Raw genomic sequence first — 25041 nt, forward strand, 5'->3', positions numbered from 1 at the left:
GATGGCAAACGTTTTTTTGCTCAACAGCAGCGTTGTATTCTGGCCAGAGCTAAATGTATTACACGCAAAATCAGATGACTCGAAACGCATAACGTTAAGTAACCCGGCAACTCGTTGTTTATTATTGTTAATTCAACAACAAGGGCAGGTTATTGAACGTGATTATTTTTTCGAACATGTCTGGTTTATTAACGGCGCCCAGGTCACCAATAATACCTTCTATCAGAATATTTCATTGCTGCGCCGCGCGTTTAAAGAGCTTGGTCTGAATGAAGAACTGATTGTCACCGTGCCGAAAGTCGGGATACGCCTGGAACCGCAACTGGACGTACTGGAGCAAGAGATCGATGAGATCGTTTACGAGGAGCCCGTCGTCGCCGAGATTGCCACGATTAAGCCAACACCGAAACCCTCGAATAAACAGGCACTTTGGTGGATTGTGGCAGGGGTAATCTGCTGTTTTTTAGCCTCATTCGTCACCTGGCAGTTGCAATTTGATTCCCGACTTAGCCGTTATGTGCCGCTGAATGTAGGGGAGGGATGTCACTGGTATGCAAATCCGGATGTGTTGAAGTTCGATAAGCATCAAAAATTTATACAAACCAGTACATTGGATTGCCAAAGTTACCCGTGGATTTATCTCACGCTGTATCCGAATTTCCCGCGGATGTCTGCATTAACCTGCCGACAGAAATATAGCCGCTGGCAGGATAATGATTGCGTGACACACTATTATTTCACGGAGTCCAGAAATGTGGGTACGTAATATAAAGTGGAGTATTTTCATCGTCATCGCAGTAGTGATAACGATTACCACTACGCTGTTGTTACAAAACTGGCAACGTTCGCATTTCGATTGCTCCGGGGAATTACTGATGGAGTATCCTGATATTCGTGGCGATATTTCAGTCAGATACGTATTTAATGGAGCTCGCGGTGTCGCTATTTTACGTGGACAAATCACTGATAATAACGGTGAAACATTAGCAGTGAATCAGAATGTCTGGTTTACCTTCACCCGCAAAGATGATGATTATTTCCTCGAGTCAGAAAATGTGGCCTCCAGTGCAGGTGGCACGACGATCCATCCTTTGCTGGCAAGGACTCTGCCGGATTTTTACTTAAAACCGAAAGAGCCTTTTTATTTCAGCATATTGCGGCTTAACAGCAGCACCTGGCAGTTCTACACGAGCCGCTCACCGTCGGTGTTTTGCCGGCATTAAGGGCAAATAGACTGCTGGTCACCTTAAGTGACTGGCAGTAGGGGCCGAATTCATTGAACAGATACCACACCAGGATGAAGACGATCTGTTTAAAGACGAATGGCCATAATGCCTGATATTTTAAAGCCCGGACATCCGTCAGGAGAAAGGCGGGGAGATTAATCGTCGTACAGACCACCGTCAAACAGGTGAACTTAGCGAGAAGCCTCATCTGTGAGTGCGCTGTAATTGCATTTAACTTATGTTGTGTGAGAATCTAGTTTATAAGACAAGGTCATCATATACATCTGATTTAAGTGGATGTTTTTAATATAATTATAAACGCACACCCAGAGAACTTCATGAATTAATCCTCTGAACCCTGTTTTTGGTCTCTTTTGCATGCACTCGGTTTTCATGGATTCATGAGTTCGTTCGGTACAGTATCATTCCCGGCAATTTCATCACCGATACGGGTTTATGACTAAGTATCTCCGATGCTGTCATCGGGCGTGTCAGTGGCTCCAACTGTCAACCAACGACTTGACTCATGATGAAGCAAGGATGCTGTCAATTAATGCATCGCGGCCAGGGTCAGTTGGTGTATTTCTGTCAGTCATAACTTGTTTGGCATTTTTTACTGCATTAATAATCTCTGTTTTCTCCTGAGTGCCTACAAGTGCCATTCGAGTGCTAAGCACACTGGCCGCCTGATAGCCACAGAATGCGGGTTCTTCGTACAATCGGTTGGCAAGCCAGGTAATATAGTTAGGGTCAAAATCCATTTGCAGAATGCAAACCGCAGCCAACCGTTTACCGGGGGAATTGCTGACTGTTAACTGTGGCAGGTAATTTTTCGCCGCAAGCCCCAGACGCCGCATGCTAGGGAAGGTGCGAATAAGCAGGTCATTTCTTCCCAAGCTGACTCGCTGATTAAAATTTCGCGGATCTGGGCCGATTTTTTTCCCGCAAACACATCGAATCAGCCTATTTAGGCTATTTTTTCCACCATTTCTGGCGTTATTTCCGGTTTTTACTGAGATCTCTCCCACTGACGTATCATTTGGTCCACCCGAAACAGGTTGGCCAGGGTGAATAACATCGCCAGTTGGTTATCGTTTTTCAGCAGCCCTTTGTATCTGGCTTTCACGAAGCCGAACTGCCGCTTGATGATGCGAAACGGGTGCTCCACCCTGGCACGGATGCTGGCTTTCATGTATTCGATGTTGATGGCCGTTTTGTTCTTGCGCGGATGCTGCTTCAAGGTTTTTACCTTGCCGGGACGCTCGGCGATCAGCCAGTCCACATCCACCTCGGCCAGCTCCTCGCGCTGTGGCGCTCCTTGGTAGCCGGCATCGGCTGAGACAAATTGCTCCTCTCCATGAAGCAGATTACCCAGCTGATTGAGGTCATGCTCGTTGGCCGCGGTGGTGACTAGGCTGTGGGTCAGGCCACTCTTGGCATCGACACCAATGTGGGCCTTCATGCCAAAGTGCCACTGATTGCCTTTCTTGGTCTGATGCATCTCCGGATCGCGTTGCTGCTCTTTGTTCTTGGTAGAGCTGGGTGCCTCAATGATGGTGGCATCCACCAAAGTGCCTTGGGTCATCATGACGCCTGCTTCGGCCAGCCAGCGATTGATGGTCTTGAACAATTGACGGGCCAGTTGATGCTGCTCGAGCAGGTGGCGGAAATTCATGATGGTGGTGCGATCCGGCAGGGCGCTATCCAGGGATAATCGGGCAAACAGGCGCATGGAGGCGATTTCGTACAGGGCATCTTCCATGGCACCGTCGCTCAGGTTGTACCAATGCTGCATGCAGTGAATACGCAGCATGGTCTCCAGCGGATAGGGCCGTCGGCCATTGCCCGCCTTGGGATAAAACGGCTCGATGACAGCGGTCATATTCTGCCATGGCAGAATCTGCTCCATGCGGGAGAGGAAAATCTCTTTTCGGGTCTGACGGCGCTTAGTGCTGAATTCACTATCGGCGAAGGTGAGTTGATGGCTCATGATGTCCCTCTGGGATGCGCTCCGGATGAATATGATGATCTCATATCAGGAACTTGTTCGCACCTTCCCTAGCAGAAATGGAGGACATCATTAGCGTACGATTATCACCCGAAGGCATTGAGATCCGGGCCTGTTCATAGTCGTTAACCAGACTATCGAGACTGGGCTTAATCGCTTCAGGATTATTTCCGGGAAGTGAGTCTTTGATTTTTTTTGCTATCGCCACATCTGCTGGGGTAGGTACAACAGGAACCCCGTCTTTGACAAACCCTTCCGTATTGGTTTTTAAAGCAACATCGAGCGCTTTATAAAACTGGTTGTCCGAACGCTGGAACGCCCCTTGTAAAAAAAGACGCGTATATAAATAACCGCACAAAAAACCGATTGTCGAAAACCCTAAAATTAAGGCTAGCGCTAGTGACACAAAACTCTCACTGGGAGATTTGTCGCTCATCGAGGCCGCAACATGCCGGCTAAGTCCCATTAAATGATGGCCAATCGCTTTTGCATTAACCAGGGTTAAACCGACAATTATTTTAGTCAACCAGTCTGAAACTTCTTCAAGATTGGTATTTGGCCGCCCCTGATAATCATCGGTTGCTGCAGTGGATGTCAGAGCTTTTGTTTGATCGCTTGCTTTCGCACTGGTGATGTTTTTACTTCCCGCTCGAGGAATACCAAACAGGAAACCGATTCCAGCTCCCACTGCAAGGCAGGCCATCACCCATAACAGAAAACTCCCTAACGCAATATCAAAGTTGATGGTAATGATGGCAATAAGACCTAGCGTGATCAGTGGAAATATTGCAGAGTTAACAATCAGCAGATCGTCATCCCCAGGTTTCAGCGGCGCTCGGCCCGACGAAAACACGGCGCTAAGCCAGGTTTTTACCGAAAGGACAAGAGATCTGAGAATCATGTATCACCTCAAAAACAAGCCAGATAACCATGGTGTCGGATTAAATAACTAAAGCACACTATTTTATGATGACTGATGATCTCGGTAAATTTATTTATAGCGATAACAAACTATTTAGACTGAATTTATGGTGAAGCATCGCCCATCAATTAATATACTTTGATTTTAATCGGTACTTTTATCTTAATACATGTGAAAACCTCAGGGGTTCATACTGACGTGTGTGTATGCAATCCTGTTCTCAATCATTTTCATTAGCTACAAGCATTAAAAATGTGTTCTGACTAAGTTGTGGGAGATATATATGTGCATGTCTCAGTTGGCGTATTTTTTAAAGGCTGCTATTTTTCTTTTAGCTATTAAAATTGCCAGTGAGGGGAAAGTGTGAACATCATCCTGTTACCCGCAACGAATGGTTACCCGCTGCAACTCGATGTTATTACTGATGCAAATCAGCGAGCGACAGAGATGCTGATACATTACGGCGGGAATGTGAAGGCGACCTTCATGCTGGCAACTCCTTTCGACGTACCCGATGTACTTCTCAATAAAACGGGGGAAGTCTGGTCACTCAAAACCCTGGCTGAAATCAGAAAAGATATTCTGCAGGAGGGGCAGACGCTAGAAGATAGATGGCGTGACGTTGTCACTAAACTGTCTGCCATTGAGCTTCAACTGGATGCCAGTCAGCGTTTTGTCGGGGCCGATCTCTTTCCGGGTGCAGTTGAGGTCAAGGGTCATGCCAACTTCAATCTGTTCGCTTGCCTGTCTGCCACCAAAGAAAACCCGCTTCGCTGTGCCGGCTATGTGGCTTTTAGAGGGAACTTCAGCGCCAACATCAAGGGCAAAGCGGCAACCTTGACGCTGGCCTGGCGCATCGATTTCTCTGCGCAATCTGCGGGGCTTTCTTTTGCCGTTCCCGCATTCGGTGTGACGGTGCCCCAGTTTGCGTTCCCTGAACTCGACTGGTCACAAATTAATATTGCAAATTTTACTCCCGCGTTTCAATTATCGGCGCTACCCGGAATCCCTGTCAACATCACCAGTGAAGCCACGTGCGCCATCACCTACAGTGATGCTTTCGGGCTGAATGTGGATTTAGCCATAACAGGTGCGAAGATATCAGCCCTGGGTTCGACTCCCATCGTTTTAGGCGATTTCACTCTCAATTTCTCCAATGGAAAACTCTCCGTCACGAATGGGCTGACTGAGTCGGTGGTACTGATGACTACGGAGGACTATAGGGTTTCGCCCCTCGACAGCCTTACGCTGATGCTGCACCGTGGTGTCGCCCTCAATCTGCAGCTGGAAGTTCAGAACGGTCACGCAGAGTGGGCGGGGTGCCTCAGCGGCGATGTTTCTGTGTTCCCGACGTTGAATCCTGATAAGCGGCTCACGCTGACCCTGGCCTTGCCGTTCCAGCAGGGGCAATTCCGTCAGCAGGTGAACGCAGGAGGGCTAAGCTGGACGCGCGAAATCCTTCTTCAGCCAGCAAATGAGGCGATCGAATCCTTTATTGAATACATGTCATCAATAAACAGCGTCGCCTTTAGCCTGCGCTTATCGGCGCAATTACTCGTTGCCGCCGGGAGCCTGGTAGACATACTGGGCAACGTTCTCGCCGGAGTTGTTCGTGGTGTCAACGGCATTGCGCAACTACTTCTGCCGTTGCTGGAGAAGCTCACAGCGCTGGTCGACGCGGCAGAGAAGGCTGAAATCTTGATGGTGCTGGATGCCACAGAAGGGCATTTGCAGCAGCTCGTCGTCCAGCTGCGGCACGCAACCCCTGCGGGCGATTTTGCTATCGAGGCAAACGGATTCGAACTGAGTGGGCCCAATAGTGGGGATCTGGCGCTGTTTGTCGATCTTCGCGACGGGGCCAGCGCAGCTTACATCGTGTTGACTCCCCGTACTCCAGACACCTCGGCGGAGCTGTTAACCCTTGGCAGCGACCTCTGGTTTGCCTCGGCCGATACTGTGCGTCCGACAGGCGATGCCACTCTGGGCGACAAACCACCCACCAGACTGCTGATGGTTAACGTCAAGGCGAAGAACAACAACCGAATTAGCCTGGTGCCGTTTGGTCTGCGCAACGGCCAGGCTACGTTCATGCAGGTGCTGGACAGGCCGCTACCGGTACTGGATAGCGCGAATTTTGCCTGGGATGACTTTTCGCTGGTGCCGCTGGAAAAACTGGCAGACGCAACCCTTAAACTCCCGGCTAAAGATGAGCTGGATAAACGCCTATTGCCCTTTCTGGCTGCACCGGCCACCGCCGTCAATGAAATGAATGCAGCCCTGAAGCAATACATCGAAATTAGGGAGATCGGGGCGGGCAGTCCCATCGTTCTTAGCGGCGGCAAGTTTAAAATCCCGCTGCAGATCGCTATCAACCTGTTGAAAAGTACAGTCGACTCAACGACGTTGCTCTCTCTTGATGTGCGGAGTATGACCGCCTCGTTGGAGGGAGGACTGATTTATCTCGATCTGCCGGATACGTTCACCCTGCTTGGCATGGCGGTAACTTTCCAGGATAAAGACTCGGGTGCTCGGGTGCATGAAAAGCAGATGGTGTTGGATCTCAGAACCAACGATCCCCGCCTGTACTTCGCCGATAATGTCAGGGCGACACTGGCTTTTACCTCATTACAGACAGACAGGAATGAAAAACCGCTGACCTTCATCTGTTCTGAGTTTGTAGTACACAGCGGCGGGTTGAACCTCACCGCGGCGCTGGATGGACGCACCACCATCAGGTTAGAGGGTCTGGAAACCAATTTTACCTTTGATAAAGCCACACTGCAGGTCAACAACGGACGGATCGAAACCTTCCGTCTGAGGGCCAACGGCAAGTTACCGCCGAAGCTGCTCGGTGATGTCGACGCAGAACTGGAGCTTGATTTTGGTGACACGGGCCAGGGTCTCGATATGCTCGATGGTCGACTGAAGCTGGCAACAGAAAGCGTTCGCTGCGAGCAGACCCACTTTGAGTTCCGTCTCGAATCCCTATGGCTGCACGCTTTCAGGCAGGACGACCGGCTCTGTTTTTGCGTTTTCCTAACCGGGTCCGCATTTTTCAAACCCACCGTGACCGAATTGGCTGACGGAATGTTTAGCCAACTGGCTAACGTGGAGATCCGTTTCACTGACTGTCCGATCTCCGGAGATTCAGACGCCGTCCGGCGCGAGCTGGCAAGGCTTAACACGTCATACGTTGTGGCGCTGGACCAGCCAGTCCAGAGCTCACTCTTCGACACTTTTTTCTTCGAAATTCGCAGCATCGGCTTCGAACCCCGGTGCCATATGTTTGATGATTTGCCTTTTGCTCTGGTGATTGGCGGACAAATCCGCTTTGCGGAACAAGGCGATGTGGTTCGCGCAGAGTGCGATTTCCATAAGCTTTATATCGCCGGGGGGACGGAAGGTCTGCTGCCAAGGATTCGCTGCGAAGGGCTGGGGTTGTCACTTTGTCTCGGATCGGCCCTCGAGATTGAAGGGAAGGTGGTGGCGGTGGATGGACGGATGCCAGCCTCCGTGCTGGTGAGCAGCAAGCCCGAGGTGGATATTCAGGCCAATGGATTTCTCGGTCAGGGTCGCGTGGCGATCCCCGGATTACCGCCTTTCGCCGCCTCGTTTGGCTTTGTGGAAATTCGCGCGAAAAAGAGCCAGGAGGTACGTCGGGCCTGGTTTGTCTACCTTGAGGCACAGCGCATCAGCTACTACTTCCCGTTAGGGCCTGTGCCATTCTACCTGCGTGAGGCCGGGTTAGGGCTGGGCTACCATTTCACCTATGTGGGCATCAAAGAAATTGATGCCGCGCCGAATTTGCCTGCGGTTATCAAGGTCCTGGACACGATAGCAAAAAGCGCCCTTGAACCGGCCAAGCTGACAACATGGGAAATTGCCGAAGAAGGGGATCTCACCCTGGTGGCGCGCGCGATGTTCTCGATGAGCAGCGCCAATCCCCCGCAGGATCACTTCACATGGAACAAAGAGGAAGAGGAAAAATTACCCAATCTGCTGCTGATGAATGCGGTGCTGGCCATGCGAAAAAGCACATTCATGATGACTGCCAATGCCTGGCTCGGCTACAGCTATTTCGACTGGGATAAAAACCGCAATATTGGCGGCAACTCGCTGGCCGGGAAGCAAACACTGATCGGCTATGTAGTGCTCGCTGGGGAACGCAATGAGTTTCTCGCGCGTCTGGTCAGTAATCCAGGCGCAGAGATAGGCCCGCGCCTGTCCCTGCCGCCACAGTTCAAAGAGAGTCTGAAGAATATTCAGTATGATGCCACGCTGTATATGCGTCCCGGATTACTGCACTTTGAACTCGGCTGGCCGAACCATATTCGCTGGAAGACGACGATTGCCGGGGTCAATATTGCCGTGGCAGGCGGGGCGATTTTCCGGGTGCATGATGGCGTGCTGCTGGTTGGTATGAATCTGGAGGGCCAGCTCAGTTTTGATCTCTCTGGCTCACTGAATGCGGGGGTTGTGGGGATCTCCGTCTCTGCATCGGTCCGCGCCGCGCTGCTTGCCAGGATCATAGGCTATCTGGATCCGCTTAATGCCGCCAGCTCGCTCTATTATTCGCTCTTTTCGCTCCAGGTTAGGGTGGAGTTTTGCGTCTCGGCCTGGCTTGAGATTGGGGCGCTCTTTTGCAAGGTTACTCTTCGCGCGTCGTTGTCGGTCAGCCTCCAGATTGATGTCGTCGCCGAGCTTGCCCTGCAGGGGGATGCGCAAATGGGGTCAAGGATGCGGGCAAGCATTGCGGTTGCGGTCTTTGGTCGGACCCTCGGCTTGTCAGTGGGGCTGTCGCTCTCCCCAGGGATCGTCGACAGAGCGGCTGCTCGCGTGGGGCGGTTTATGGATCTGGGGCTGGTTCAGGATACGCCGTCGTCGGTGGCGGCCATCGATAGACAGGATGCCGATAACCAGAAAGCCGCGGAGCTGGGAGAGGCTCGAAGTGAGGCGCGCACTAAGGCGGAAAAAAGTCCCGAGTATCTACGGCCAGCCAATACCTGGGGCGCAGAGCGCTACCTGATCAACAAAACCCAGTTCAACGCCGTGCTCTCCTGGCCAAAAGTGAGCCCGATCGATGAAATCAAGGACATTCAAAACTGGGTCTACATTACTTTCTTACCAGCAGAAAGCTTTGCCGCGGGGACATCGTCGTTTTACTGCGCACCGCCCACTGACAACAATCAGCCAAACGTAAAGGATCATAAAATCAGCCTGAGCGGGCTCCCGGCAGAGTGGCTAGTCAAAAAAATCTATCTCTACACCAACAAGGCATGGACAGAATTCACACCGGGTCCTTCCTTTGAGAAGGAAACCAGCATCAACTGGCTGGCCCGGCAACCAATGGAAACCGAAACGGGTGAGAACCATTTCGCCACGCTTGAAGAGATGGTTGGATCCGCATTTTTGGGCAATAGCTCCGGTTACCGGGAGCCAACCGTAAGATCGCAGCCAGAGCGGAAAACACAAACCGCAAGCCTTCAGGAGCAATATCATGGCCAGGAGCTGGGGTACCTCGGCGCTATCACCCAGGACCCGGCAGACCGGCGCTGCCACGAAGCCCGTGATTATCTGCTGCACAAATTCGCCGCTGACCTCTTTGATCTGACTACTACGGGCAGTATTCCCGAGGACGATGTCCATGTCGCGCATATGGGACTGACGCTGCTGGTTCCGCTTGATGTAGCTGACGACGAGGCGATCGCCGCATTCGAGAAAATACAGATGACCATTGGCAAACGAATCGATGGTGCGACGACGGCATATGCAGATTCCACCCGTTGTCAGTTCTTTAATCCTCCCCGTCTCCGCTATGCCACAGCCCCACCGGCGATGGTCAACACGAGCATAAAAGTCGAAGGCAAAACCGTAAAACTGGCATGGGCGCTTCAATGGGCCAGTGAGGTCGAGGCCAGAGCCGAAGATTACTTACGTCACCATCGCATTGTACGTACGTTGACCGTTGGCAACAGTGAATACGTCAGCGAACCGATGATCGTCATAAGCGCCCTGCATGAGGTGTGTGAAAAAGATGTGAGCGGCACGAATATCCGCTACCACACAGCCAGCAACACCCGTTTCACGGATGACTTTGCAGACCTTCCGGTCGCGGTGAAAAATGTCATGTTCAGCCCGGATTCCGGCGCCGTGGTGCGCTACGCAGTGACGCCGGTGTGCCAGAGTGACACCGATGGCTTGGTCTGTACGGATTTTGTCTCCGTTATCAGCGGAGAGTATCGGTTCCCCCGACTGAAAAAGGCCGAAGCGACGCTCACGCTCAATCCCGATGAGTCGAAAATCGCCGGGACTTACTCCCTTGACATTGAGCTGCTCGCTGACGTTGATCCTACTGTTCGTCAGCAAAATCTGCCGAAAGGGATGTCGCTATGGTGGCGGATCGTCGCCCGTAGCGAAGCGATTTTACCATCCGGACAGTATGGGTCTGACGCCCAGAGTCGCCGCTCGCTGGTGTCATCCCTCGGTGCCGGTCAGGACGCACGCCCTGGTGATGACATCTTCTTCGTCAGGCAGGATCCTGAGCAAGAGTGGCGCTTCTTGCGCGCTGAAAACCTGGCGAGACCAGATGGACTGGACGGACTCGATGCCCTGATCCGGGATCTGGATAACCCGCGTTCCTGGACGCTGTACGCGCAGCTGGTGCTCAGAAAAGAGAGCGACCTGAACGATAACGTGGTCTTCGCAGGTCCTCTTGCCCCCCTGAAGCATGCGGTAAAAATCATGCCTGCTGCGCAGGTGTTTCCGGTATCCGCGCTGGAGTATGTCCGGAAACCCTTTGCTTCCGACAGTGCGGTTATGCAGCCGGTCGCCGCTGAGGATTTGCTCATTGATTCTGGGCGGGCTGCGCTGCCCGAACCCACGCTTGATCCGGATCGAATCACGCTTAACCTGCATCCGGAATTTGGTGCCGCCTCGTCGCTGAGCTGGAACATCAGGCCCTCAGACCAAACCGTGAACAGGAAGCGTTTCAGGCTTCGCAGCGGCTTCACCCTCTGGTCGATTACGCTGGATAACGGCCAGGTCAGCTGGAAGACGGCGAAACGCCACAGTGAGGTCCGCCTGCTGGATGAGGCACGGGTGAAGGTGACGCCAGGAGAAATCGGTGAGCCCGCAAACTGGAAGATGCGCTACCCAAGCCAGGCCTGGCGGCGTGCCAACGGCAATGCGCCCTGGGTTTCGCAGGATAATGCGATCATCTGTTGGCCCACATTCCCGATCCGCAAACACCTCTTGCCTGAACCATCGTCGGAGCTGATCAGGGCGCTGCTGAGTCACGACAAACCTGATGTTATCGAGCTAAAAATGGTTCATCCCGACAGCATAATCCAGCAGACAAAATGGACGTTTTCTATTCAAAATGAGAAGCGTATTGAACTTGCAGAGGGCAAAATTGCGCTTAAGGGGATGACTGCGGCAGTGCTGCGAGACACCCTGCGCGAGCTGACTGCCGAGCCCATCGAGACTGACAGTTCGCAGTGGTCCTGCGAGCAGCGTTCCGGCTGGATACTGGAGCTTCAACCCATAAACAAATCGGTCAGCGTTCAGCCTGAACCTGAGCGAATCGCCCTGGATTTCGGGAAAGACCTGCATCCCGCACTCGAATACCTGTTGACGCAGATGCGCAGGCCTGAAGGTAAGGGGGCGCTTTTCGTGCTGGACAAACGTCCGGTACCGGTAGTGAATGCCGAACAGTTGGGCACTTTCCTGAGCGTCACGGGTGATGCCGCCGATCCCTACGGCTGGGCGGCACTTGACCGGTTGGGGTTGGGCGTCACGGTGCGTTTATTTGACAGTAATGAGAACCAGTTTCTCGCTCCTGAATATCTGTACAAACAGGTCAAACAGGGGCTGGAAGCCACCAAAAAGGTGTACCCGGAGTTTGCCAGAAACCTGTGCGTCGAACGCCTGCTGCAGCCGGGGACCATGACCCAATGCGTTCCGTTCACCCTGCGGGCGGATCGTACTGGCACCTTCAGCCACGAAGGCACCGATGCTACGCTGCTGCCCCCATCGCTGGTGATAGTGCGGCTCTCTGTTCGCCCGGCAATATCGTCCTCAGTGGGCCCCTGGCAACCTGCTCAGGTACCCTGGCGTGTATTCTGGGTTGCCTTCCGTAATGCCTTCCAGTTGCCACTGGTGGACAAAAAAGAGTCGCCAGCCGACCTGCAGAAAGAGGATTTCGAGAATTACGGTGAGCAATGGGCGAAGTGGAACAACCGCTATTTCACTTATTCGATCCTCAATAACCATTCGGGCGATCTCTTCGCGCTGGGAGCCATCGAGCAAACCCAGCCTGTACGCGTGGCTGCCGATCAGTGCGGCCGGATATCCGTCACCCTCCCGGAAGCCGATGGTTGGGCACATCAGCGGGCCTATGCCGTGGTGCCGCAGTGGCGCTATGCGGAGATGTTGGGGTTGATATCCGATGAAGCCCCGTCCCTGGGCGACATTCGCAATGTTGCCATTATCGAACGCACCGCGCCGGTGATGCCGCAGACGGTATACGCCCTGGAGCGAATCGGCGACAAGCAGTGGGGCCTTAAAGATGGCGTGCTGGTGAAACGAGAAGCGGGCGATAGTCTGATCCCGGTAGGGCGCATTCCCGGCAAAGACATGGCCTTTGTGCTGCCGCTGCATCCGGAGCAAATCCTCAATGAAGATAATGTTCCCCTGAAGCACACCCTGTCGCGCACCGGGCTTCTCTGGCAACTGGGGCTGCACAACGTCGATCCAGAATGGTGTGGGGAGTACCAGCATATGTCTGCTCGCACAGACATCACGTCCAGTGAGCTGAAAGAAGGTGAGCTGCTGGCGATGCTGAACGCGAAAGTGGCAGAAGGACACACTTTTGCCCGCAGCAAAATTCGTCTCGTCACGAATCTGCCACATTGGTATCGGCACACGGTCCACGCCGCAGCCAGCGCCGGGCTTTCTGTCTCCCCAGCCAGCGCCATCTATTTACCAGAGGCCTATGCAAGCCTGGTGACGGTCGACGATGATGGTCTGGCTGTGCTGACCCCTAATCATCCGTGGGAAAAATTGCTCAGTACCATGCCGCAGATAACACCGGAAGAGGGTCCGCTAAAAATGGCGCGGTATCGCGTTAGCTGGCCACTGCTGCGCTACCATGATACCACGGATGAGATCACTGCCAACCTGTGGGATGATCCGCTGTCTGAGCTTCCCGATCCACAGGTTTGTTACGATCTTGAACTGCGGACGGCAGCGAGCGGGCTTCACCCGCAGTCGACCGTCAGGCCGCTGGCGCGAATTTTCCGGGCGCCTGATTCCCGTCCGGACAACCGCCGATTCCAGCTGCTGTTACAGAACCGGCTCTGGGAGATGAACTGCGAAATTGTTGGGAAGGACCTGGAGGTCCTGTTTTCACCGCTCTCGGAACCGATCGCTCTGACAGACAGTCTCCGGTCCGCGCTGGGCGTCAGTGACAGCCTGTACCGAGTGCCGGGCGGCTGGAGCCTGGACTGGCTGGATGAGATCGTGCAGAAATTTACCGACGACGCCTCACGGCTGGCGCTGATGGCAGACCTGTGGAAAGCGCTGGCCGACGCCAGCCGGGGCTTACCCGAAGCGCCAGAGCTGGAGTACTTCCAGAAATATGAACTTCATACCCTGACCATCACCAGGCCCGCAACCGATGCTGACCGGCTACCGCTTAAACAGCGTATGGATCAGTGGTTGAGCAGACTGGCGGCCAACAGCGGCAAACTGGACGATCAGCTCGCAGCAGCACTGCGCCAGCAACTTGTGCCTATCTTCAAGGAACAGTGGCCGTGGGGGGAAGAGTACAGCATCACCGTGCCCTGGATATCCGGTTTTCCGTTGCCAGACGAACCTGAAACGCTGCAACGCGTACCGGGGTCACCGTCGCGGCATCTGGTCCCCGAACTGATGACCCAAACTCAGTACGAGGCTGCGATGAAAACCGCAGATAGCAACGGAAAAGCACGTCTTACCGCGTTAAGGCAGGCGCAGAAAACAAGGATATGGGGTGGGGGTGAGCTCATCATACGTGCCACCCGCGGGGATGCGATCCCACTGGAACTGGCCCCGGTTAAGCCGTTGTGAGCCGCTGAATCAACACAGGAGGCAGACGATGACCAAAATCAATTCGCAAGCAAGTGGGCTGGGTACGGTCACGGTTTTCGGCCCCCGTCGTCCTGACGAGCAACACCAGGATGAAGCCCTGTGGGTGCTCACGGGTTATACCCCCAGGGTGCAGCCTGAAACGGGTAAAACGCCAGGTTCACACGGTGTCCGTGTGCTGGCCGTGAGAAACGAGCCGCGCGAAATGAAGTTCACCTTTTCGGATCACAGTAAGCCTACCGCGCAATTCGCCGATCCGATGCTGCTAGACCTGTTACTGCAGCGGCAGGGGAATAAGGAAGGAAAGTATGCGCTGGAGATTTCTGGGCTCGCCATGAAAACCCTGCTGGTGGCGGATACCCGGGTAACCGTCAGCCCGATCTGGGAACATCCGGATACCGACAGCCACATCGCAGATATCAACGCCGCCAACTATGTTCCGGCTTATTTTCTGCAGGCGGGCGCGATCCCGCTCGACAGCAGCACGTTGATGGCCACTCTTTTGCCCAGTCTCGACAAGTCTCAGCCGGTCTTATTAACGGCAGAGGGTATTATTTACTCTGCTCTTGTCCCTCCGCCGGATGGGGGGCAAGCCATTTCCACGCGTTTACGTCTGGGCTACCGCGATAAAAATCTGTGCCTGACGTTCGACGATCCGCAACCTGCCGCCGCCTGGGATGAGGTCTGGTTGCGTCTGAATGCCATAGCAGGCAGCAGCTCAGCCACGCAATGGGGACGCTTTGGCTTTAACACCACACCGCAGCTACCGCAGCTTAGCTGGCGGATAACCGTGCAGGGCAATGCCCTGAAGGTAAACTGGGCGGAGGCGATCGTCCCGAGTGAGTCAACGCTTGTCACCTTGGCGGACCAGAAGCCTGAGAACCGCAAAATGCCGCCCATGGCGGTGATGCGCCTGACGAGCGAGATTTCACTGCAATACGCCGATGAGAAACTCATCGTCAGGAGCCTCGGCTCACCGGTTCAAGATCCGCAGGCCACCTGGCAGTGGCGGAATAATAGCGAAAGGATGCAGTTCAGCAGGATCCCGCTGGTCCACGACGCGAGCAGTGTGCGCGATCGCCTTTTTAGTCAGTATGGGGACGTAGGCGCAGAGGACAAAACGGCGGTCGGCTTTCTGCTGCTGGACGATGGCTGGGCTGAGATTCCGTTTACCGCCGATAAGCACAGGTTGCCGGGGATCGTGTTCCCGGAGAACATATCTGACGTCAGCGGATCTTTCTGGCTGGGCAATCGTCGCCGCGAACGCTTTAACAGCCGTGACAAGACAACACAATGCGCCCCCTGGAGTCTCTTGCTCGATGAACCGAAGAACTACGCCTTTGAGTTTATCTTTAGCATCCTGCATGGCTCCGCCACCCTGCAAAGCGCCACGGTGACACTGAAGGGATCCGCCATGACGCTGCGCGGGGGAGTCTGGCTCGCGGCCACTGCGCCAGACGGACACGACGCGCTGCCTTGCGTCTCGGACGACCCGGAGTCGTTTTTTGATCTCCTGTTGCGTCGCTGCGAGGGCGATGCCTCTGCCCCCTTCGTACTGGAGCCATTCACCGTTGAGCCAGAGAAACAGCCAGATTTCTCCATCACGGTGAATACCGATGTGACTGCAGCGAAAGGTGCCAACTGGCGAGTCTGGCTGCGCCATCCGACGTTACCGAGTATCCAGATTCTGCCGGTAACACGCTCGGACACCCGGTCGACTCGCCCTCACGCAACCCGCTCGCTGACGCCATTTAAAACACAAGGAGGGGAGTTACAACTGGAAGATATGCTCAGCATGATGCCGAGAATATCTGCTTCGACCCGGAAACGCGTTGAAATCGAAAACCCGATCATGCCGCTCGTGGCTCTGACGCTACCAGGACTGGAACTCACCGCCACGTCAGCTGATGCATATGGCGTTATAGGATATTACACGCTGCCGCTCTGGGATGACCCTCACGCCTGCGCGGTACTGCCTTTGCCGGATAACGCGACCCAAGCAATCCCTCCTGTTATTACGGCTTTAATGCCGGAAGCGCTCAAACAAGCTACCGCAGACAACCTGCTTCGGCGAGCTAACGCCGCTACGCTGCACAGCGAGATGTTCACCGCCGCAGGTGTAATTGCGAAAAACCTTTATCCCCCCTATGACTGGAATCCGACGGTTACCTTCAGCGATAAGGTGAGCGTGACGGATGGTCGCATCACCTGGGGTGCAGTCACGATGACTGATGTTACAGTCAGGATGACCGATGTAGGCTGGATATGGCACCCGGACAGCAATGAGCTACTTCAAGGCCCGGAGGAAATGCTGGCGCTGCTCAAAGATAATCAGGTCTGCATTAACAGCAGTGGCAAGAAGAAACTGACGGGCTGGTCAGTGGCGGAAGAAGAGAGTAGCCCGGGAGTGATTCAGGATGGTCTGGGGGTTTTCTGGAGTCAGGCGCCGCAAACCGGTCACGGCCTGATTGCCCGTGAGGTACGGATTATAGATCCCACCGAAACGCTATGGTTGCTTAGCACTCAGCACCCTTTGTCCGTCAGTGGCGTGAACGGCATCCAGTGGGACTTTGCGTTTACCGACGTCCCAATTTCGGCTCAGCGCAATGATATCGCTCGCCTGGATGGTACGGTACAGAAAGAAGGGTGGACGTGGTCGCTGTCTGACCCGCGCACGCTGGGAGACGATATTGCTCTGCCCCCGCTGTCGTTAGGACCGAACCTGCGTTTTATGCCGACGGCGCTGATATCGCTGTCGAGGACCCTGTCGGGGAGCGTGGCTGCGGCGAAAATCGAAGGCACATTGCTGGCTGGAGCAAAAGCAAATCCGCTTGCCGTAGATACCTTGCATCGGGTGGAGATTACCCTTACCGAAGGTGAGGGCGACATGTTGAAAGTCTCGTCGATCAACCCCGTATCCGGTGAGACCATCACATGGGATCTGAGAGGAGGAGCCCAGTTGACAGGGCGGCTGGCGCTAAGCAACGGAAGCCTGTGGCTTGAAAAAACCAGTTTGACGTTGCCGCTTTTATCGGTCCAAAGATCGCTGCAATTTGACCCCATCGATACGACCCACGCAGAAGCGACAAGCAACATGGCCGACGACGGGCTCCAGGCCAGTATCAACCTGCAAACAGTGAGTGTGCTCTGGACCGCGTTGACGACATCATTGCGTGATGGGGTGAGGGTAACCCTGAGCTTAACTCAGACTCCCGAAGACAATTCGGCAAAAGTGAACTGGTTTGGCAACGAGATCCCTTGTAAGGCAGTCATTGATGCCGCACGACGAAGCTGCGTACTGACGCCTGACAAGGTGGAAGGCCTGGTGGTCATTGCGGGGATGGCGACCGCAAGTTTGCTGAAGGGCGCACTGGCATTAAGTTTTAGCGAAGCAAAACTCGAATTGCAGACGTATTTCCTGGAGTTGGAGCTGCAGTTGGGGACGCTACGGATGACGCACCTGCTGCACGTCGTGGGAAAAGAAGATGTCATGGACTCACTACGCCTGGATGGGAGCTGGACACAGGCCAGCCTTGTGGAGTGGCCAGCATTGGCCCCGGTTGATGACACCCAGGCTCAGGCCAGCCTGGAGGTTGATTTTGCCACCCCAGCGAAGGTCATTCACGAAGCAACGTTTGTGCTGGCTGACCACTGCCTGAGCGGCAGCCAGTTCCGCCCGGCAGCAGGAAAGGGGATTGCCCTCTCGGCAGAAGCGGTAAGCTGGCTGGTGGACACCCGACACCGTTTCACAAGACAGGGTAAAACCAGGCAGCTGCGCTGCCTTGGCGTGTTGCAGCTGCGCTCGGCAGCGGCGCTTGCGGATGAGCTGGACGCAAAATGGTCAACCAAAAACGATACGCGGGGCTTTGGCTTCACGCCGGGCTATATCGGGATGAAAACCGATGGTCATACCGCGCAGTTTCTGCGCCCCGGCGTGCGGCGTCTTAGCCATGGTTACACTGGCCTGCTCGATCCCCGGGTAGTGCAGAGGTTGCAGGAGCAAAATGCCGATGCCTGGCTATTTCTGGGTGGTATGACGGCACTGTACAACCGCAGAGATGACCTCTACGGGTTGCTTCATCTCCCGTTTATCGCCATCTCTGCCGGAGGTGATTCGCTGGCCGCCGTGCTGAAGGTGACAGGTAACGGCCCGCAGACAAAACTGAACATGGTTCGCCACGATTTCCTCAACCTGTCGCTAAAACTGGCTGGCGCCCGGCGACAGTCACCAGGCGAGCTTATCCAACAGCCATTCAGAAGGGCGTTACCCTTCACTTGTGATCTAGGCAACCCCACCCCTGTTGGGGGGAATGAACTGGCAAAAAACTGGTTTAGCGATGAGTCGGTCTCGCTGATACCGGGCTGGCATGTCGAACAAATCCAGCGACCGGGTGCCACACCGGCTAGCGAAGTCAACCCAGCGCCTTTGCCTTTTGTTTTTCCCCGGTCTGCGATAATGCTGGCGATGTTGTTTAATACCGACGAGCAGACTGATTCACTCAGTCTGCTGACCAGCACATATCGACGGCAAGCCAATATCTCCGGATCACAGCCGATGACGGTGCGGCGAGCGCTAATCCGTCTCCCGTCGTCTGTCGACAGTGTTCCGCCGCCAGCCGTGACAGAAATTCATTCAGACCTCATAGTCGGCGGACCGTCAGGGCTCGTAGCCGTACCGCTCAGCCGTACGGATATTGCCATAGACGATGCGAAGCATTTCATCGCCCTTGCGGCCGCCAGAATGGCCGAACCGACGTTTATTCTGCGTCGTGATGCACAGAGCTATTTCGCTTACGAGCTACCCGCCAGAGATGAAGATCCGTTGGAACGTCCTGTGCGTCCTTTAAGCCGATCGAGGGCTAATCCTCCTGATGGCCGTTTGAGCTGGCCGATGCTCGCGGAAGTGGACAAAATGGCCACAGAGGTGCTTGCTTCTCCCCGCAGTTCGCTCCGCTACGATCGGCCGCTGGCAATGAGCGGGATCCGCAGCGAGATCCAGACGAGCTCACCATCAGGAAAACCCTTCAAACTCAATACGTCCGTTAATAGCCAGGAGAAAATGGAAACCGTCTGGATCCAGGAGTGGGAACAGGTTGCGTTTCAAAATAGACAACCAACGGATACGGCAGTTGCCGCAGCGCGACCGACAGTACCCTCGGCCAGTGAAATTGCGCGCGCGTTACTGCAGATGGACCCCACACTTCCGGCAACCCGCCTTATCCAGACCAGACTCCCGCCAGCAGTAATGCACCTGGATTTTGCCACGCGGGCAGGGGCGTTTGTGACGATGGGGATCCGCGGTTTGTACAGCGTGAACAAAGTACACAGTCTGAACGAACCGGCTGAAACCAGTCTGTCAACAATGCGCTCGATACGAAGACCACGCCCAATGGCGCTGCCGCAAAATAGCGGAGATAGCGCTTCATGGCGACAGACCGTCGCCTGGTATGGCAATAAAAATACCACCTGCATGGCGCTAGCAGGAGCGTGGGATATCATCACCGCGCCATTAGTGGCCGATATTCCTCAGTGGGTGCTGTTGATGGGGCGGCCAGAACCGAGCGGTTTGATCCCGGATTCAGCAGGCGGGAAATTAACCTGGCGCGGCGCGGTTACGGTGAAATGCATGATGTGGGACAAGGATAATCAGCCCCTTGAGCGTCCCGCCAGACTGCTGCTGGACATGATGCATCGGACATCAAGCTTGCATTGCAGGCTACGAGTCGGGGCAGAAACGCGTGACTTCTCGGCGGTGGAACTCGTGGAGGATGACACGTTGCTGTTCACTCTCGATCGGTCTGAAGGTATTGAGGAAACGACCTGTACCTTTGAATGCCGAATCCGCCCACTGACAGACCTGGAGTACGAGGCATCTTACAACATAGAGATGCTGTTTCTGACGCGAAAATCCACCGGGAATAACACACTGGAGCCCGCGGCAATGCGTTCTCTGACGTTACCGGTGCTTGCCCCAGTCCGCGAACGCTACCCGTTACCGTTACTGCGGCGCACAATTTTTTTCGCCGATCCAGCGCTGGATCAGGTGTTATCACAAACCAATCCCATCATCGTGGACAGCGGAGCAAATGGGAATTTCAACGTCTGGCTGGACAACTCCACGATTACGCCAACCGCAACACTAGTGATTCAGGCGAGGGCGAGATCGGCAAAAGAGGGCAATTTTACGCTTCAGGCAGCGGTGATCCGTCATGATGGCGGAAAACAGGAAACACTTGCCTTTAATTTGCCTGACGAAACGAAACCGCTCGAATCCGTGCGGTTAGAAGTCAACGAGGTTTACACCCTGCCAACGTCGCTATTTAGCACTACGTTACACGCAGAAGATACGCTGATACTGACCATTGTGAGAGGTGAGGGAATCGCAAAAGTCCCTATTGTGATAAAAGCGCTCTCAGCCCAAACGCCGCCACCCGCTATGTACTCACTTATCGTTACCGATCCGAAAAACCAAAAGGCATGGTGTGCAGCACACTCGACCTGTCCGGCACCAGAAAGCCTGTGGGTGGAAATGCCCCATCAGGAAAAACTCCTGCATCGCGGCGTGTTTAAGTGGGTGGCTTATACGTCTGCCGCAACAACTTCATTAGGCTGGTCAATTCTCAAAGCCGAGAGGGCCACTGAGAGTACCTGTATTCCATTGATTCTGGAGCGTGAATTGCCTCTTAAATAAAACCCGGATTCTGAATCATGATTTTTCATGAGAATTAAACGCTGAGAGTCTAGCTATCCTGAAATGATGCGGATTTTGGCAATTAATTCACTTGTCGAGGAGATGAGGATATGGCGACCAACGCTGTCATCTTACTTCATTTTGGCAGTAAAAAATTGAGTATCACATTATCGGACCACAACCTCTGGCAGGTATCCGGTGACCCGCAACAGGTTCTTTCTATGGATGAAGGCATCTGGAAGTATTCGGTCACGGCAGGCACGGAACTGATAGCCGATGGACAAACCCAGATTGTGCTGGTCGGCTGGAAATTAACTGATGACTCGGAGAACACTGGCGTGGCTTTCTTGTTCCCGGAAACGGCAAATACAGTCGGGGATTTTTCCGTGACGGCTCGGGTGTAACACCAAGTCATGCAACAGGGCAGGAGTGACATGCGGTAAACGTATGAATTATTGGATAAGTATATCTAGGTGTCATTAAAATTGTATGTTGCGAGAGAACTCAGCTCATTTTGATGTAATAGACCCATGGAGGTTATTTAACATAATATACATTATGCGCACTAACATAAGTGCAGGCCGAATCCACCGTTTTATAGTCATCCTTGTTCTGCTCACTGATAGCTCTATTTAAGTGTGTATGATTGAAATCTTTTCAGTCGTAGCTTTTAACAGGATGAACGCATAGCCCTGTACAACACATGTTGAGCAAGCCTGTGGTCCAACGGCAATGCAGGATGCATAAACTCTCCTGTTTTTTTCATTCCGAGTCGCTGCATTAAACGTTCTGAAGGTGTATTGAGTTTCGCGGTAAACGAAACCACTTCATCCAGAGCCAACTCTTCAAAAGCAAATTCCAGACATGTTTTTGCGGCCTCCATTGCCAGTCCCTGATGCCAATATGCTTTGCCAAGACGCCAGCCAATTTCGGTACAGGGTGAAAACTCAAATTTATCCGGTTGCGGGTGCAATCCAACACAGCCTACAAACTGTTGTGTCGTTTTTAGCTCGACCGCCCAAAATCCCCAACCACGTACTTCAATTCCTTCACTAAACCTTTCGACCAGATTATCACTCTCAGTCTTTGTGAGCGTCGCGGGGAAAAAACGCATTACCTCGGGATCTGCATTCAGTGCGGCAAATGGCTTTTTATCGCGTTCTTCCCACTGTCGTAAAATAAGCCTTGGTGTCTCCAGCATATTTCTGCCCTTATCATTCATTTTCATATAATCTTCTAAAAGAGATGTCTCATCGGCAAGGATTATGCAACCCTTCCCGCCTTTCCTCTCAACTGGAGATTCAAACATGGCCGACTGGAACCCTTCGCTCTATCTGCAGTATGCCAGCGAACGTTCAAGACCCGCGGCAGAATTACTCAGTCGAGTGGCGCTGGAAAATGTTCGCTCAATCGCCGATCTTGGTTGTGGGCCGGGAAACAGCACATCATTACTGCATGCGCGTTGGCCATCAGCTCGGATTACTGGCGTCGATACTTCACCAGCCATGCTGAACGAGGCACGCAAAATACTACCTGATTGCCACTTTATGCAGGCAGATATCAGCACGTTTCAGGCGGAACAGCCTTTGGATCTGCTGTATGCAAACGCATCGTTACAGTGGGTACCTGACCATTATGAACTGTTCCCACATCTGGTCTCTCAGCTCAATCGCAACGGGGTTCTTGCCGTACAAATGCCGGATAACTGGCTTGAACCAACCCACGTACTGATGCGCGAAGTGGCATACGAACACGGTTATCCCGATCGCGGCCGCGCCCCGCTTCCCGGCGTGCACGCCTACTTTGATATTTTGACCGACGCGGGCTGTGACGTGGATATCTGGCGTACGACCTACTACCACATTATGGACTCACATCAGTCGATTATCGATTGGGTAAGCTCCACGGGTTTACGTCCCTGGCTGCAGGATCTCAGCGAAAGTGAACAGCGCAATTATCTGGCGCGGTACCATGAACTATTGCAGGAGCAATATCCGCTTCAGGAAAACGGTAAAATTCTGCTGGCGTTCCCGAGAGTGTTTATCGTGGCCAGACGTGATTTTTGAACAGATGACTGTTTTGCTGCGCTGGCCTCTCGTTTTCACTCATCTGCAATGCGCGCCTTCGCCTTTTTATCACGAGAATCTAGTGATAACGCCCGCCATCTGCTAGTGTCAGAAAACGTTTAACTGACGAGAATGGTCATGTCTAAAGTTTACGTTGGCGGTTGTTTGTGTGGTTCGATACGTTTTAAAGCGACAAACCCTAACAATTCACATAGCTGTTCCTGCGAGATATGCAGAAAGCATACGGGAGCCCCGACTGTCGTGTGGATTGAGTTTGCTGCCGAAAATGTAGAGTGGACGGGAACATCGGGTTTGCCAACAACCTGGCGTTCATCAGAAACGTCCAGCAGAGCTTTTTGCCCACGCTGTGGAAGTTCAGTTGGCGCCATTGATGATGATCCGGTCGTTGCACTGTTGGCCGGTGTTTTTGATGATCCGAATGATGACGATCTGGCACCAGAGTTTCACTCTTTTTCAGATATGCAGCCGGCATGGTGGCCAAAAGAACATCACTGATACACTACAGGAACATCCGATAGCGCACAAAATCATCCGCCAGGCAAAATTGGTCATACAACTTTCGCGCCGGATTATTGTCACGCGTCACCCAGTAGAGTGTTGACCACCCCTCGCGCTTCCCCTCCTCCTTCAGCGCATTGAGTAACGCTTTCCCTGCGCCGACACCACGTTGACTGGCATCAACATACAAGTCTTCCAGATAGCAAACGGGGGACGTTGACCAGGTGCCTGGGTGCAATATGCAGATTGCAAAACCGATTACGTTCTCGTCCATCACGGCTACCCGGCAAAAGACACCGGAATCTACCGTAAGCGCCCTTTTCCAGGTCGATGCCGTTACCGACTCATCAAGTTCACACTCATAAAAAGACAGGTAGCCATTCCATAAGGAACGCCACTTTGAGTAGTCGTCTTCGCGCAGTTCCCGAACCGTTAACGTCATAACCGCCCCTTTTTTACGTCAGTTGGTAATGCTTATCCGGTAAGTGTTTAGCAGGAACAATCGCTTCATCGTTCATCTGCAGTAAATCGATTTCAATCGCATTACAAATCGCATCCAACGGCAGATCATTATTCTCAGTGCCAAATGGATCTTCGAGCTCTTCGGCAAGCGTATCGAGAGAGATAAAAGTATAAGAAATAAGCACTGAAATAAATGGCGTCATGTAATGCAAATCGACAACTAACGCGAATGGCAGCATGATACAAAACAAATACACCGTGCGATGCAGGATTAACGTATAAGCAAAAGGAACCGGCGTATTGGCAATGCGTTCACATCCCGCAAGTACCGCAGACATATCATTTAACCTGTTGTTTAAACTGTGAAATAATATATCAGATAGGTGTCCGTTGCGCCGGCGAACGGCCAGCCATTCCCCCATGAGCAACAGAATACGGTTTGCCGGTGACTGAGAGGCAAAAACGGTTTGTAGATCAGCCTCGCTTAAATATTTAGCCAGCGGTTCTGCCTGAGGTTGCCGACGTAACGTCATACGTAAACAGTGCGCAAACGCGATTTGCAGGCGAACAAACTGCCCAAGTTCCGGATCATCGGGTAAGGTCGTTTTGACCTCTCGCAGCAGTGAGCGGGAAGCAATCATCAATTGCCCCCACAGATGTCGGGCCTCAACATAACGTGAATAACAGGCATTGTTGCGAAAGCCCAAAAATATTGCGATGGCCACACCCAGAATGCTGAATGGCGCGAGGGTAAATTTGATACCCAGCATCGTATACCAGGGCAACATAATGATGACGGCAATCGACAGCAAAAAATTCAGGAACAGGCGCGAAAAGATTTTAGATAAAACGGAGCCGTGCCAGACGAATATCAGGCGTAGCCAGTGTTGTTGAGGACGAACGATCATGATTATCTTCGAAGAATGTGAGAGCCGGGACATTAAACGTGATCGCGATCAATGTTGCAAGCGTGCAACACTAAATCCCACGTTTCTTAACTGCCAGACCTTGTTCGCACGGGA

Annotated in this window: 13 protein-coding genes; 7 read left to right on the plus strand and 6 right to left on the minus strand. The window is 53.3% G+C overall.

The genetic code is table 11. The features are described 5' to 3' along the window. Position 1 precedes the first annotated feature (1 nt). Both N7268_RS21695 and N7268_RS21700 read left to right on the plus strand, forming a co-directional pair. The gene (locus tag N7268_RS21695; protein WP_260864430.1) at positions 2-766 is read left to right on the plus strand and encodes a transcriptional regulator; all 765 of its coding nucleotides are present in this window, start codon (positions 2-4) and stop codon (positions 764-766) included. Then, positions 753-1223, plus strand: coding sequence for a hypothetical protein (locus N7268_RS21700; RefSeq protein ID WP_260864431.1), 471 nt, complete (start codon positions 753-755; stop codon positions 1221-1223). The genes N7268_RS21695 and N7268_RS21700 overlap by 14 nt, the downstream gene beginning before the upstream one ends. A gap of 527 nt (positions 1224-1750) precedes the next feature. Here the strand turns inward: N7268_RS21700 and N7268_RS21705 are convergent. From N7268_RS21705 to N7268_RS21715, 3 genes are read right to left on the minus strand one after another with little or no spacing between them, the layout of a single operon-like run. Then, a complete protein-coding gene (locus N7268_RS21705; RefSeq protein ID WP_260864432.1) occupies positions 1751-2254 on the minus strand; it encodes a hypothetical protein in 504 nt (167 codons plus the stop codon). Then, positions 2236-3216, minus strand: a complete 981-nt coding sequence (locus tag N7268_RS21710; RefSeq protein ID WP_000019445.1) for an IS5-like element ISKpn26 family transposase — start codon at positions 3214-3216, stop codon at positions 2236-2238. Before N7268_RS21710 ends, N7268_RS21705 begins: the two co-directional genes overlap by 19 nt. A 40-nt stretch (positions 3217-3256) precedes the next feature. Beyond that, complete coding sequence (locus N7268_RS21715) at positions 3257-4135, minus strand: hypothetical protein (protein WP_260864433.1); 879 nt, start codon at positions 4133-4135, stop codon at positions 3257-3259. 384 nt (positions 4136-4519) lie between these two features. Here N7268_RS21715 and N7268_RS21720 point away from each other — a divergent pair, with 384 nt between their 5' ends. The 3 genes from N7268_RS21720 to N7268_RS21730 all read left to right on the plus strand — a co-directional run bounded on the left by N7268_RS21720 (position 4520) and on the right by N7268_RS21730 (position 21376). Then, positions 4520-14263 (plus strand): hypothetical protein, encoded by a 9744-nt coding sequence (locus tag N7268_RS21720; protein WP_260864434.1) that lies wholly within the window; start codon positions 4520-4522, stop codon positions 14261-14263. A gap of 28 nt (positions 14264-14291) precedes the next feature. Then, positions 14292-20972, plus strand: a complete 6681-nt coding sequence (locus N7268_RS21725; protein ID WP_260864435.1) for a hypothetical protein — start codon at positions 14292-14294, stop codon at positions 20970-20972. 110 nt (positions 20973-21082) lie between these two features. After that, the gene (locus N7268_RS21730; RefSeq protein ID WP_260864436.1) at positions 21083-21376 is read left to right on the plus strand and encodes a hypothetical protein; all 294 of its coding nucleotides are present in this window, start codon (positions 21083-21085) and stop codon (positions 21374-21376) included. A gap of 266 nt (positions 21377-21642) precedes the next feature. On the opposite strand, the gene N7268_RS21735 is transcribed toward N7268_RS21730, so the two are convergent. After that, positions 21643-22173: a GNAT family N-acetyltransferase gene (locus tag N7268_RS21735; RefSeq protein WP_260864708.1), complete on the minus strand. Its 531-nt coding sequence runs from the start codon at positions 22171-22173 to the stop codon at positions 21643-21645. Positions 22174-22279: 106 nt separating this feature from the next. On the opposite strand from N7268_RS21735, the gene tam reads away from it, so the two are divergent. Together tam and N7268_RS21745 are read left to right on the plus strand one after the other, a co-directional pair. Continuing rightward, positions 22280-23038, plus strand: a complete 759-nt coding sequence (gene tam, locus N7268_RS21740; RefSeq protein ID WP_260864437.1) for a trans-aconitate 2-methyltransferase — start codon at positions 22280-22282, stop codon at positions 23036-23038. A 138-nt stretch (positions 23039-23176) separates the two neighbouring features. Continuing rightward, positions 23177-23554, plus strand: a complete 378-nt coding sequence (locus tag N7268_RS21745) for a GFA family protein (protein ID WP_260864438.1) — start codon at positions 23177-23179, stop codon at positions 23552-23554. 4 nt (positions 23555-23558) lie between these two features. On the opposite strand, the gene N7268_RS21750 is transcribed toward N7268_RS21745, so the two are convergent. Continuing rightward, positions 23559-23999 carry a GNAT family N-acetyltransferase gene (locus tag N7268_RS21750; RefSeq protein WP_260864439.1) on the minus strand — a complete coding sequence of 147 codons (441 nt, stop codon included), beginning with the start codon at positions 23997-23999 and terminating at the stop codon, positions 23559-23561. A gap of 13 nt (positions 24000-24012) precedes the next feature. After that, positions 24013-24927: a bestrophin family protein gene (locus tag N7268_RS21755; protein WP_313958443.1), complete on the minus strand. Its 915-nt coding sequence runs from the start codon at positions 24925-24927 to the stop codon at positions 24013-24015. Positions 24928-25041 lie beyond the last annotated feature (114 nt).

Source organism: Citrobacter sp. Marseille-Q6884 (assembly GCF_945906775.1).
Taxonomy (GTDB): Bacteria; Pseudomonadota; Gammaproteobacteria; order Enterobacterales; family Enterobacteriaceae; genus Citrobacter.